The organism is Paenibacillus sp. FA6, assembly GCF_051550225.1.
Classification (GTDB): domain Bacteria; phylum Bacillota; class Bacilli; order Paenibacillales; family Paenibacillaceae; genus Paenibacillus_AQ.
The window spans coordinates 3,252,144-3,265,847 of the sequence record NZ_CP188820.1 but is presented as its reverse complement, the minus strand read 5'-3'; the positions used below and the strand labels follow the sequence as shown (position 1 = coordinate 3,265,847).

13 protein-coding genes are annotated in these 13,704 nt (G+C 40.0%); 11 read left to right on the top strand and 2 right to left on the bottom strand.

Annotation, left to right across the window (positions count from 1 at the left end):
- Nucleotides 1-463: 463 nt before the first annotated feature.
- Nucleotides 464-811, bottom strand: coding sequence for a winged helix-turn-helix transcriptional regulator (locus ACP8HI_RS15235; RefSeq protein WP_438347072.1), 348 nt, complete (start codon nt 809-811; stop codon nt 464-466).
- Nucleotides 812-1,149: 338 nt separating this feature from the next.
- Here ACP8HI_RS15235 and ACP8HI_RS15230 point away from each other — a divergent pair, with 338 nt between their 5' ends.
- The 3 genes from ACP8HI_RS15230 to ACP8HI_RS15220 all read left to right on the top strand — a co-directional run bounded on the left by ACP8HI_RS15230 (nt 1,150) and on the right by ACP8HI_RS15220 (nt 4,661).
- A complete protein-coding gene (locus ACP8HI_RS15230; RefSeq protein WP_438347071.1) occupies nt 1,150-2,142 on the top strand; it encodes a nuclear transport factor 2 family protein in 993 nt (330 codons plus the stop codon).
- A gap of 232 nt (nt 2,143-2,374) precedes the next feature.
- Nucleotides 2,375-2,671, top strand: a complete 297-nt coding sequence (locus ACP8HI_RS15225; RefSeq protein ID WP_438347070.1) for a TetR-like C-terminal domain-containing protein — start codon at nt 2,375-2,377, stop codon at nt 2,669-2,671.
- A 685-nt stretch (nt 2,672-3,356) separates the two neighbouring features.
- Complete coding sequence (locus ACP8HI_RS15220) at nt 3,357-4,661, top strand: replication-associated recombination protein A (RefSeq protein ID WP_438347069.1); 1,305 nt, start codon at nt 3,357-3,359, stop codon at nt 4,659-4,661.
- 94 nt (nt 4,662-4,755) lie between these two features.
- On the opposite strand, the gene mnmA is transcribed toward ACP8HI_RS15220, so the two are convergent.
- Nucleotides 4,756-5,892, bottom strand: coding sequence for a tRNA 2-thiouridine(34) synthase MnmA (gene mnmA, locus ACP8HI_RS15215; protein WP_438347068.1), 1,137 nt, complete (start codon nt 5,890-5,892; stop codon nt 4,756-4,758).
- 247 nt (nt 5,893-6,139) lie between these two features.
- On the opposite strand from mnmA, the gene cymR reads away from it, so the two are divergent.
- The 8 genes from cymR (at nt 6,140) to ruvX (ending at nt 13,696) form a co-directional block, all read left to right on the top strand.
- Entirely contained in the window at nt 6,140-6,559 is a 420-nt protein-coding gene (cymR, locus tag ACP8HI_RS15210; RefSeq protein ID WP_438347067.1) for a cysteine metabolism transcriptional regulator CymR, read from the top strand.
- Between the two features lie 17 nt (nt 6,560-6,576).
- Nucleotides 6,577-7,728, top strand: coding sequence for a cysteine desulfurase family protein (locus ACP8HI_RS15205; RefSeq protein WP_438347066.1), 1,152 nt, complete (start codon nt 6,577-6,579; stop codon nt 7,726-7,728).
- 61 nt (nt 7,729-7,789) lie between these two features.
- Complete coding sequence (locus ACP8HI_RS15200; RefSeq protein ID WP_438351849.1) at nt 7,790-8,311, top strand: PRC-barrel domain-containing protein; 522 nt, start codon at nt 7,790-7,792, stop codon at nt 8,309-8,311.
- A gap of 12 nt (nt 8,312-8,323) precedes the next feature.
- Nucleotides 8,324-8,533, top strand: a complete 210-nt coding sequence (locus tag ACP8HI_RS15195; protein ID WP_438347065.1) for a hypothetical protein — start codon at nt 8,324-8,326, stop codon at nt 8,531-8,533.
- A gap of 228 nt (nt 8,534-8,761) precedes the next feature.
- Nucleotides 8,762-9,820, top strand: coding sequence for an AI-2E family transporter (locus ACP8HI_RS15190; RefSeq protein WP_438351848.1), 1,059 nt, complete (start codon nt 8,762-8,764; stop codon nt 9,818-9,820).
- Between the two features lie 387 nt (nt 9,821-10,207).
- Complete coding sequence (alaS, locus tag ACP8HI_RS15185; protein WP_438347064.1) at nt 10,208-12,841, top strand: alanine--tRNA ligase; 2,634 nt, start codon at nt 10,208-10,210, stop codon at nt 12,839-12,841.
- Nucleotides 12,842-13,009: 168 nt separating this feature from the next.
- The gene (locus ACP8HI_RS15180) at nt 13,010-13,270 is read left to right on the top strand and encodes an IreB family regulatory phosphoprotein (protein ID WP_438347063.1); all 261 of its coding nucleotides are present in this window, start codon (nt 13,010-13,012) and stop codon (nt 13,268-13,270) included.
- Nucleotides 13,271-13,279: 9 nt separating this feature from the next.
- A complete protein-coding gene (gene ruvX, locus ACP8HI_RS15175; RefSeq protein WP_438347062.1) occupies nt 13,280-13,696 on the top strand; it encodes a Holliday junction resolvase RuvX in 417 nt (138 codons plus the stop codon).
- Nucleotides 13,697-13,704: the final 8 nt, after the last annotated feature.

The following is a 13,704-nucleotide window of genomic DNA, read 5'->3' as shown; positions in this document are numbered from 1 at the left end:
CATTCTTACTACCACTATAAACTGTGTTGGCTTCGTTATTATTCGCAGTTTTTCTTTAAATTTTGGTGTTCTTTCTGAAAGATGGAATGTACGAATCATATTAATAATTTCAGCAGTGTTGTTAGCTATAGCAGCAATTTATACTGCAATTCATCATCGTTGTTTTTCATTAAGGAAACGGTTTAATGTCTTAACCCGCTGTTTACAAGGCCTACACGGTGCGCAAAGCAATATACGTGTATTGTTTGAAAGATAATCAGCATGAAAAGATAAACCACCCTAGCCTTGCAGGCTCAGAGGTGGTTTATCTTTTCTATTATTCATTTTTTCACCAAGGACGTTGTTATGAACTTGACAGTTGGGTGGAAGTTTGAAATATATGAGTTAAAGTGAAGAAGAAAAGGCTAAGACCTACTACAATATAGGAATTAGCTTTTTCAGTATGTGTTGACGCATTTCCTTTTTATATACTCTTCTTATGATTTTCACCCCACTCGCTCATACTTTCCAGTATAGGTATAAAACTTTTCCCTGTAGATGTTAATGAGTACTCTACTTTAGGAGGGACTTCTTTATATACTTCTCTATGAACCATTTGATCTTCTTCCAATTCTCTCAAATGACGTGTTAGTATTCCCTTTGAAACCCCAGGTAATGACCTTTGAAGATCACTAAATCTTCTTGTCTGTTTACTTAACTGCCATAGAATGGGGAGTTTCCATTTCCCCGAAATTATGAGTTGAGTATGTGTAACTGGACAAATTTTCATTTTTTCTATGGGAGATTCACCTTGAAACTTACTTTGTGTCATACAAACCCCTCTCTTCCTTAATGGTACTATTTTTGTGACTACGTATTTAAAAAGTTACTACTTACAATTATGAACATAGTACTATACTATAGGATTATGATTAATAGTCAAGCCTTATTTAATCATCAAAATTAATTAGAAGGAGCTAACATATTATGAAACATCACTTCTGACATTGGAATATGGGATTTTACTGGAATTGAACCTGTGAACCATTTACTATTCGGAAATATTGGATACCTGGATGAAGAAGCATATAAAGGTATATTAAAGCAAGTTGAAGATACAATTAATAAACATTTCGGAAAATAAAATACAAAGCATGGGGTGTATTAGAAATGAAAAAAGGATTAGTAATATTAGGCGTAACAGTAGCTATTATGGCAGGTTGTTCAAGTACAAATGGAGGGGCAGCAACTGAGACAAACACAAATACAAAAGCTGCAGAAACTAATAAAGAAAAAGTAGAAATGGTGATTCCAGATATTGCAGATAAAACGCATGCTTCTAATGAAGTAGTCGCTACATTAAATTCATTCTTTAATATTAAGTCCACACAAGATGTTGAAGGTACTATGTCATTCTTCGATAAAAGTGTGGAATACTACGATGTGACATTGGGTTGGCCATTCACATATGACGTATTAAAATCAACGTTTGAAGAGTATATGCCAAACTGGGGCGAAGGAAAATCTTACGCAACAAAAATTATAGGTGACGAAAATAGCGCCATGGTGTTATTTACAGATACACCTGAATTATTCGGCGAAGAAATTCGTTTGATAGGATCCGTTACATTCAACGATGAAGGTAAAATTACACGTTGGGTTGACTATTGGGATGGTAACACTTGGTCACAAGATTACTTGAGACAGACTCAAACATCTGCAGAACAATACCAAGCTGATTTAGGTGAAGATATCAAACAAAATGCATCTGAAAAAATCCGAAATGTCTCAAAACAATTAAATGACGCATTATCAGCAAATGACTATGAAGCAGCAGCTGCATTATTCGCATATGATGGCGTATTTGAAGATATGACGTTACGCACAGAAATCGAAGGACCAGCAGCGATTGCACGTTTCTTTGAAAAAGCAACACAGGATTTACCATATGGTGCTGATACAACCATTCGCTATGTAGTAGGAGGCGACCAAGGTGGCGGTTATGAATGGGCAAATGCTAATTCATCAGTACCTCGTGGTACCACAGCTTTAGAATTAAATGATGAAGGTAAAATTACAGGCATGACTGTTGTTTGGGATGGTTCATTAATGGACGATGCTGAACTTACTGAGCTTGTTACGAAGACAATCGATAATTATTAAGCATTTGATAGTAATCTTTAGAAATAAATTATTCGAGCCTCTAGTTTATCTATTCCTTGTAAAGATTATGGGGATAGATGAACGGGCCGGATGTATAATAAACAAGAAATGAATAACAATTGGAAAATATTACATTTTATTATTTGCTTACTACTTACTAAAGCAGTATTTTTTTAATAAAACGATACGATACGTATCGTTTTATTAAAAGCGCATGAGGATGTGATTTATTGTGACAGAAAAAAAGAATGGACCAAGAAGTAAAAGTAACATTCTAGACACATTTTTAATGGCCACCGATCTAAAATTTGAATTTGAAATGAATAAGCCATTAAACGAGATGTTTACTAAAAACATTCAAAATTTAGCAGAGGTTCTTAATAGTAAGGTCGGTTTATCGGTTTTAGCGATTATTACAGAGAATGAAGAAATTGCAGATGCTTTTTATTCGCAATATCTACAACCAAGAAGAACTGATTCTAAGGTCTTATTGCAGGCTGGAATCAATAGGGGCGAAAGTTTTATTTAAATTGAAGGGACTGAAGGGTACGGTTGCGGTAAAAAGATTAATTAGCAAAAAAGGCAATATATTCGATGCTAACATGGGGTATGAAAAAAAACGATGATAACGAATTCTTCAGCTGGAAAATGGAGTTCAATATAGATTTAAATTAAAGTTGATTAATTACAAACAACGAGTTTCGGTTCAAGGGAGCGTCAAGAATTTTGTGTAAATAGATATTATATGCTCTCAAAGTCATATTTGTGTCGGTTGGACTTCATTAATGATCACTTTTTGTCCACTATTTATACTAGCACCAAACTGGATTTAGTTGTATTGTATACACTTGCTGTGGAGGAGAAATGTATCCCGAGTATTATGAATGAGTACATAGATACACCTATCGGATCGAAGAAGGGTTAGCAACAAATCTGGAAGTAGTAATGCTCTCGAAAGTGGAACAAAAGAAGGGGATGGATATGGAGCGAAAAATTTACGGTCCGCCTTTAAAGTCATGTTCCATCCTTTGAGAATAATTCAAGGAACATGACTTTAATAGCGGATGCAGCCCATAGCCAGTCCCTTCCCACCCACTACATAAACTCCTTAACCAAGGATGCCGATTGGCACTTTTCTTATGTTTATACAGATTGTGATATGATAGAAGAATAATCTACTAATCTATGAATGTGAACAAGGACGTGGAAATATAATGGATTTATTCTCGTTTCAGCAGGAATCGGATATGGATTCACGGCTGCTAGCCGATCGGATGCGACCGGTGAATCTGGATGAATATATTGGACAAGAACATATTGTTGGACCCGGGAAGCTACTGCGGCGCGCGATTGAAGCAGATCAAGTCTCATCGATTCTTTTGTATGGTCCTCCTGGATCAGGAAAAACAACATTAGCTCATATTATCTCTCATCATACCAAAGCTACATTTGTACGTCTGAATGCGGTAGAAGCCACGGTTAAAGATGTACGCGAGGTTATAGAACAGGCCCATACTAGCAAGACTTTATACGGAACCAAAACCATTCTCTTCTTAGACGAAGTGCATCGGTTTAATAGCTCTCGTCAAGATGCCTTGTTACCTGCGGTGGAGAAGGGTACCATTGTATTTATTGGGGCTACAACGGAGAATCCATTTCATTACGTCAACGGAGCTCTGATGAGTCGATCGACTCTTTTTCAATTGAATTCGTTGACCAAGGAACACTCTCTAATCGCAATGAAAAGAGCACTAGTTGATTCAGATAAAGGGATTGGCTTCATGAAGCTTAATGTAGATGAAGAAGCACTAGAACATATTGCAACAATGGCCAATGGAGATATCCGCCGAGCGATTAATGCACTGGAACTCGCAGTCTTGACTACAACTCCAGAGGATGATGGTACGATACATGTTACGATTGAAGTAGCGGAAGAATCGATCCGACGTCCAATCGTGAAGGCGGACGAATCTACGCAATATGATATTATATCTGCCTTCCATAAGAGTATTCGAGGTTCCAGTGATGCGGCGATATTCTGGTTTCTATATGGTGTTGAGAAGCTCGGGATGGATCCGATGGTATTCATCCGAAGACTGATTGCGGCATGCAGTGAAGATGTAGGACTTGCCAATCCACAAGCTATGGTACAGGCAGTAAGTGCGCTAGATGCCTACCGAAATAATGGCTGGGCGGAGGGGAAGTTGAACATCTCACAAGCGATATTATTCGCGGTTGAAAGTCCTAAATCGAATGCGGTAACCATAGCTATTTCGCGGGCAATGAGTGCTATGGACGATATAAGATCAGCAGAAGTACCATTACATTTGAGAGACACTCATTATAAAGGTGCTGTGAAGTTAGGACATGCGGGATATAAATACCCACATGATTTCCCAGGGCATTATGTTAAGCAGGATTATTTACCTAAGGAGATCTCGCGTCGAGTATTCTATCAAGCGACCGAACAGGGGAATGAATCTAAAATTAAGCTGAATCAAGAGCGGCGGCGTGAATAACACTTGTTAGTCATTGTGGAAATAGTTATTTATAAATCGAAATACCCCCTCGTTCTATAACGAGAGGGCATTTTGACTTATTCTACTGCTTGGTTTATTTCACTTTCAGTGGAGGAATAATGTAAGGGACTTTATCCACTTGGTCGATGGTGCCACCGCCGAGGCATTCTTCACCTTGGAAGAACACGACTGCTTGTCCTGGAGTAATGGCTTTTTGTTGCTTATCAAAAACAACATGAACCGTTCCATCTGGCAGCCAGTTCAGCGTTACCGCTTGGTCCGGCTGACGGTAACGGAATTTGGCTACACACGTAAAAGATCCGGTGGGCAATGAGTCTTGTCCGGCAATCCAATTGACTCCCGTTGCAATAAGACCAGTGGAATACAGGCTAGGGTGATTATCTCCTTGCACTACGTAGAGGATGTTATGATCCAGATCCTTATCAGCTACAAACCAGGGTTCTCCTGTACCTGATCCACCAATGCCAAGACCTTGGCGCTGACCTAAGGTATAGTACATAAGTCCGTCGTGTTGTCCTTTAACTTCGCCAGTAGCAATATCAACCATCTTTCCAGATTGAGCAGGTAGGTATTGGCTGAGAAATTCCTTGAAATTACGTTCACCGATGAAGCAAACGCCTGTACTATCTTTCTTCTTAGCAGTGGACAAACCTGCTTCTTCAGCAATGCGTCGTACTTCAGGTTTAGGTAGATGTCCTATCGGAAACATCGCCTTGGAGAATTGAGCCTGATTCAAGGCGTTAAGGAAGTATGTCTGATCCTTATTGCTATCTATACCGCGTAATAATTTATATGATCCATTTTCCTCCACCACTCTGGCATAATGTCCTGTGGCTACATAATCAGCTCCAAGATTGAGGGCCTTATTCAGGAATTCTCCAAATTTAATCTCACGATTACACATGACATCAGGATTTGGTGTTCTTCCGGACTTATATTCATCTAGGAAATAGGAGAATACTTTCTCAAAGTACTCCTTCTCAAAATTGACTGTATAGTAGGGAATGTCGATCTGTTCACAAACACGGCGTACGTCTTCCGCATCATCTTCTGCCGTACAATTGCCTAGTTCATCTGTGTCATCCCAGTTCTTCATGAAAATACCGATCACATCATACCCTTGTTGTTTGAGAAGTAGGGCTGTAACGGATGAATCGACACCGCCAGACATGCCGACAACGACGCGGGTGTTACTATTTTCTTTTGACATCTATATCACCATCTTTTTACTGAAATTGTGTACTTATTGTAGTTTAACATATTCATGAAGATGCCACACACACGAATATGTCCACGCAGCACGGGCAATTCAATCATTTGTAATAGTTTGTTTTCCATATACGAACTGAATATGTTAATATAAGCATAGGGTAATGATCGGAATAGATAGGAATGTATCGAAATAAACAATAAATAATCATACAATAAATTTAAAATAATAGAAAGAGGTGCCATACATGAAAATTTCAACAAAAGGACGTTATGGTTTAACGATTATGATGGAGCTTGCTTTAAAGTTTGGAGAAGGACCTACTTCGTTGAAGAGTATTGCTGAGAAGAATCAATTGTCGGAGCATTATTTGGAACAGTTGATTGCACCGCTTCGTAATGCTGGATTAGTTAAAAGTGTTCGAGGTGCGTATGGAGGATACATTTTATTTGGAGAACCGTCATCAGTAACTGCAGGTGATGTTATTCGTGTACTTGAAGGTCCAATCTCACCAGTTGATTTCACGGAAGAGGATGATCCAGCGAAGAGAGATTTGTGGCTTCGAATTCGAGATGGTATTGCTCAAGCGTTAGATTCTACAACGTTGGCAGACCTTATTTCCTTTGAAGAGAAAAGTACTTCTGATAATTATATGTTTTATATTTAATAGGCGGTGGCGACACTATGAATTCGATTTATTTAGATCATGCTGCATCTACACCTATACATCCAGATGTAGCACAGGTCATGATGAATATGATGACCGAACATTATGGTAATGCATCAAGCGTTCATTTATTCGGCAGAGATGCGAAGCGGACATTGAATGGAGCAAGAGATCAGGCGAGTCGTCTGTTGGGATGCTACCCAGATGAACTCATATTTACAAGTGGTGGTACAGAAAGTGATAATTTAGCCTTGTTTGGGGCATCTTCATTAGTAAGCCATAAAGGCAGACATATCATTACATCTTCGATCGAGCACCATGCGATTTTGCATTCATGCACTGAATTGGAGCGTCAGGGATTCAAGATTACATATCTACCAGTGGATTCAACTGGTCGAATCCAGATTCAAGATGTTGTGGAAGCGATAACTGATGAAACGATACTCATCAGTATTATGTATGGGAACAATGAAGTAGGCACAATCCAGCCTATCGAAGAGATAGGCTTGCTCGCACAAAGTCGAGGTATCCTGTTCCATGTGGATGCTGTGCAGGCGCTGGGAGTACTTCCAATCTCATGTGCAGATTTACCTGTGGATCTAATGAGTTTTTCTGCTCACAAGATCAATGGACCACAGGGGGTGGGTGCTCTTTATATTCGTCGCAGTATCCAGCTGAATGCTCAGTTGCATGGAGGTCTCCAAGAGAAGAAGCGTCGTGCAGGAACAGAGAATATTGCAGGTATTGTAGGATTCACGAAAGCTATCGAGCTTGTTTCAGACCGCTGTGAAGAAAGAAAAGACTACTATTTACTACTCAGAAGTACATTGCTCTTGGCATTAGAGCGGGTAATAGGGAGTGATTCATTCATTGTGAATGGTCATCCTACGGAATTTCTGCCTCATATACTCAATATTAGCTTTCCTGAACTGGATTCAGAAACGCTACTTATGGGTATGGATATGGGGGGGATTGCAGTAGCCAGTGGCTCGGCATGTACTTCAGGTTCATTGGAATTATCGCATGTTCTTGGAGCTATGAAACTTTCTGAGTCTATTATGCGTTCAGCGATTCGTTTTAGCTTTGGTTTGGGTAATACTACTGAAGAGATGGAACAAACCGCCCAAATGATTGGAACCATTCTACATCGTGTACGTAACAGAACATAGGCGACTTTCTGACGACGGACATGGAGGTATGATGGACGGTGACGGTAAGGGGGTTCTTGCCTTGAAGCTTCAAGAAATGATAGGACTTCCTGTGTTTGATATAGAGGAAGGTAAGAAGATGGGGAAAATTCATGACTTCATGATCGGTCATAATTGGACCATTCTTGGACTTGAACTTGAACGTAAAGCATTGTTCTCCAACATGTTAAAGACGATCGCTTGGGACGACATCATCGCATATGGTGAGGATGCCGTTATGATTCGTAATCAACAGGCGATTCGTAAGATGAAAGTCGACAATATACAGTTCACCTATTCTCTGGGAAAGAAAAAACTATGCGATTTACCTGTCCTAACGGAAGATGGTCTCATGCTTGGACGTATCTCGGATGTTTACTTTGATCAGAAAATGGGCAATACAATAATAGGTCTGGAAATAAGTGATGGTTTCGTCACGGATATCATTGAAGGCCGAAAGTGGCTACCTTGTACTTCCGATATGGTCATTGGGGAAAACTCTGTGGTAGTTCCTCCAATGAGTGAGGAGTGTTTGGATAACGCTATTCATTCTGTAAACGGATAGGTGATTAAATAAATGAAATGTCCAAATTGCAATTCGAAAGATATTGGAAAGATTGGATCCCACCAGTTTTATTGCTGGGGCTGTTTCATCGAATTGACGGTTAACGGAGAGAAGATGTCCGTTTATCAAGTAGAGGAAGATGGAACATTGAGTTCGTTGGACGATTTATTCTTCGGTGAGGAAATCGCTCAGGACTTCCCGCATGTTCATGTGTCTTCTTAAGATTCGATGAAGCAAGTACTATCAACACCTCTAATTCATTGCCTGTACATGGGCATTGGGTTGGGGGTGTTTTTTGAAGTATAAGAAAGTATATGTTTCAGATTGTTTAGAATGACTCATCTGAATTTAGAGAAGTTGTTCTTACGAAGTAGGTTATTCTTCTAGTTCTATACATATACTATTATCAAAGCTAGTCCAGCCCGAAAGGAGGAGAATTACTTGGAATCGATGTCTCACAATAAGTGGTTTCGATTGATGATTTGGGTGTTACTCGGTTTGATTATCGTGTATTTCATATGGCTACTTCGTCCGCTATTTATCCACGCATATCAATTCCTCAAAGTAATTCTTGCTCCATTTGTGGTAGCCATGATCATCTCATATGTTCTTAATCCGGTCGTATGTATGCTTCAGGATCGTAAAGTACCACGATTAATCGCGGTGTTATTAATTTATGCAGTGTTCATATCCTGCCTAGTGGTCATTCTGATGAATATGATTCCTATGTTTATGGAGCAATTGGATGAATTGAATGAACATTTGCCAGAGATGACTATGCATGCCCAAAGTTTTGTGACCAATTTAGATTCTAATCTTCTCCCCTCTGGCGTTAGAGCTGGTGTTATGGATTGGTTCTTTCAGTGGGAAGATCGATTGGCACATGGGATTTCCGACTTTATGAACAATATTGGAAGTACGATTAATGTGGTACTCAACATATTTATTATACCTTTTCTGATATTTTACATTTTAAAGGATTTCGATGTGTTTGAAAGGATGGTTGTATCCTATTTACCGCGATCAGGTAGAAAGACAATTGTCGTTGTGTTAAAAGAAATCGATAGCGCGCTAGGTAGTTATGTCCGCGGTCAATTCATGGTCTGTCTTATTATTGGCGTGATGGCTTACATCGGTTACATGATTATCGGTATGCCCTATGCCTTATTGCTTGCAAGTGTAGTCGCGGTATTCAATGTGGTTCCTTATCTTGGACCCTTTCTAGGAGCAGCACCGGCGGTTGTAATGGCATCTACAGTATCCATCAAAATGGTACTGCTGGTGATTGTGGTCAATACGTTGTGCCAAATGATGGAGAGCAATGTGATCTCCCCGCAAATTGTGGGAAGAAAGCTACATTTACATCCTGTACTTATTATATTTGCACTATTGGTAGGAGGAGAAATGGCTGGAATTGTCGGACTTATTATTGCGGTTCCTTTTTTAGCTGTTCTTAAAGTGATCATCCAGCATCTCTTCACGTATTATATTAAGCGAAAGACGGTGTGACGCTGAATTGACAGAAGCTTAGGACCTCTATATACTTGACTGATAATATGCAATTAAATGGACAAATCGGTGATGAAATGAAGTACGATGGTGTACCTTGCCCAGAGAACAGACTCCTTTATGATGGATAGTCATGAAGGCTGAGAGAGTCTGAAAGTGTACCTGTCGGAAAGCTAATTTCGGAGTGTGAGACAAATTCACCGGGTGGACCCCGTTAGCAGCCGTAACAAAGGAGATCGCAAGTCATGGACAAGCAGTTATGAAACTGAGTTGTACGAAGGCGATAACCAGGGTGGTACCGCGAGCTAATCGTCCCTGAATATTCAGGGGCGTTTTTTGTGTTTAAAAGCATGGATATCATAGACATATATAATGGAGGCGTTTGATATGAAAGCAAGTGAGATTCGTTCTAAATGGCTAGACTTTTTTGCAGAAAAAGGACATAAGATTGAGCCCAGTGCGCCACTCGTTCCTCATAATGATCCATCCCTTTTGTGGATCAATGCAGGAATGGCACCTCTGAAATCATACTTCGATGGACGTGAGAAACCGGATAATCCACGAATTGCTAATTCTCAAAAATGTATTCGGACGAATGACATCGAGAATGTCGGTAAGACACGTAGACACCATACCTTTTTTGAAATGCTAGGTAACTTTTCGATTGGTGACTACTTTAAAGAAGAAGTTATTACGTGGGCATGGGAATTTCTAACAGATAAGAAATGGATCGGATTTGATCCAGAACGCTTGTCAGTAACTGTGTATCCCGAGGATGAAGAAGCTTATAAGTTATGGCATGAGAAAATTGGTCTTTCTGAGAATCAGATTGTGAAGTTAGAGGATAACTTCTGGGATATTGGCGAAGGTCCATGTGGTCCTTGTACTGAAATCTTCTACGATCGAGGAGAAGCTTACGGAAATGGTATGTCAGATCCTGAGATGTACCCTGGTGGAGAGAATGAACGCTATTTGGAAGTTTGGAATCTGGTCTTCTCACAATTTAATCATAATAAAGATGGTAGCTATACGCCACTTCCGAACAAGAATATTGATACTGGTGCAGGTCTAGAGCGTTTTGCATCCATTCTTCAAGATGTAGATTCTAACTTTGATACGGATTTATTTCAGCCTATCATTCAACAGACTGCAGCTTTAGCGAAAGTGAAATACAATGACAGTGTGGAGCAGGATATAGCTCTTAAAGTTATCGCTGACCATGTTCGTACCGTTTCATTTGCTGTTGCTGATGGTGTTTTACCTTCGAATGAAGGTCGAGGTTATGTGATTCGTCGTCTGCTTCGTCGTGCAGTTCGTTATGGAAAAGTGTTAGGTCTGGATACGCCATTTCTATATACATTAACGGAAACTATTGGGGATGTCATGGGTGGTTATTACCCTGAAGTCGTTGAGAAGCAGGAATTTATCGCCAAGGTTATTTTTACAGAAGAAGAGCGTTTCCATGAGACTTTATCTGATGGCTTATCTATTCTAGAGGGACTTAGTAATCAAGCGCTGAAAGAAGGACGGACTGTTATTAGTGGTGCGGATGCATTCAAACTTTATGATACTTATGGATTTCCGTTCGATCTGACGGAAGATTATGCTATAGAGCATGGATTAAGTGTGGATCGAGAGGGATTTGATGCTTCGATGCAAGAGCAACGTACACGTGCACGTGCCGCAAGACATGATAGTGGCAGTATGCAAATTCAAGGTGGTATTCTTGGAGATCTAACGATTAAAAGTGAATTTGTTGGATATAATGACTCCCAAACGGAGTCTGAAATAATGGCAATCATCGTTAACGGTGCCTTAGTAGATCGTGTATCAGCTGGGGAAGCATGTCAGGTTATACTTGATATTACACCATTCTATGCGGAAAGTGGCGGTCAGATCAGCGATCAGGGACTGTTACGTGGAGCAAAGAGCACTGCCAAAGTAGAAGGAATGTTTAAAGCGCCATTAGGTCAACATGTTCATCGTGTGCTAGTTGAAGATGGAGAACTAAGAGTGGGTGAAACACTCAAGGCAGAGGTTAATCGTGAGCAACGTTCGGACATTGTGAAGAACCATACGGCAACTCATTTACTGCATAAAGCGCTAAAAGAAGTGCTAGGGTCTCATGTAAACCAAGCGGGTTCCTTAGTGGACACACAACGATTACGTTTTGACTTCTCCCATTTCGGTAGCATATCGCAAGAAGAGCTTATTGATATTGAGCGTCGCGTCAATGAACAAATTTGGAATGCCCTTGATGTGCATATTGAGTTCAAATCAATTGATGAGGCGAAGGCTTCAGGTGCTATGGCTCTTTTCGGTGAGAAATATGGTGATATTGTAAGAGTTGTACAAGTTGGAGAGTACAGTCTTGAACTTTGCGGAGGCTGTCATGTGAATAATACGTCACAGATCGGTATTTTCAAATTAGTAAGTGAAAGTGGGATTGGATCAGGGGTAAGACGGATTGAAGCTGTTACAGGACGATTGGCTTATCAGTATATGGATGGACAACTTGATATTCTGAAACAATCAGCAGAGTTGCTCAAATCTAATCTACATGATGTTCCTAAACGTATTGATGCTATGCATGTTCAGCTTAAAGAGTTAGGTCGGGAGAATGAATCTCTGCAAAGTAAGCTAAGTATCATTGAAGCAGGCGAACTCAGTGACCAAGTGATATCTGTGAATGGGGTAGATCTTCTAGCTGTTCGTGTCAATGCAGGAAGTATGGATACACTTAGATCGCTTGCTGACGAGTTAAAGGGAAAACTTCCGAATGCCGTGTTAGTGCTTGGCGCAACGATGGATGATAAAGTAAACTTTGTCGTATCAGTACCTCAAGCTTTAGTGAAGTTAGGTCTTCATGCAGGTAAGTTGGTAAAAGAGGTTGCTGCTGTTTGTGGTGGTGGCGGTGGCGGTCGTCCTGATATGGCTCAAGCAGGGGGTAAGGATGCGGGAAAACTGGATGAAGCTTTAAGATTGGCTAATGAGCTAGTGGGTCAAAGTGTTAAAAACTAAATTAGGGTGAAACCAATACTTTGATATCATTTTAAAAAGTCACCTTTTTTTCATCTATGGATTTCCTTACACTGTAATGAATATGTTATGATAGAGAAAGATACAAATATTCAAAAGGTTGTTCGCTAAAATATGCCTAGACATGTTTTTAAGAAGCGAGGTGTGTGAATGGATTCGATGGATATGACAGTCAAATTCAATGTGAATGGCGATGAGTTGGAGGCTTCTTCGAAGGAGATTCTTCTAACGGTATACGATGCGTTGGTAGAAAAGGAATATCATCCAATCAACCAGATTGTAGGATATCTTTTATCCGGAGACCCTGCGTATATACCGCGTCATAACAATGCAAGGAGCCTGGTTAGAAAGAAAGAACGTGATGAATTGATTGAAGAGTTGGTTCGGTTTTATTTAGCCAATCACCGTTAGGAGAACTTGATGAGAATCATGGGATTGGATTATGGGGATCGCAGAATTGGAGTGGCAGTTAGCGATATGTTTGGTTGGACTGGTCAGGGGCTTGAAGTTATAGAACGTCGTCGTGAAGGTGCTGAATTTGAGCGAATTGTTGTTCTGGTCCGTGAGTATGAGATTGCTGAGATTGTCGTTGGTTTACCCAAGAATATGGATGGGACAATAGGTTTCCGAGCTGATATCTGTATAGCTTTCGCAGATCAATTAAAGGAAATTACCAAATTGCCCGTTCATTTATGGGATGAGAGGTTAACTACAGTTTCTGCAGAACGGACGTTAATTGAAGCCAATGTTAGTCGGAAGAAGCGTAAACAGGTCGTTGATAAGATGGCAGCCAGTTTGATTTTGCAAAACTATTTGGATTCTAAGAGTATAAGGTGAGGGTGATA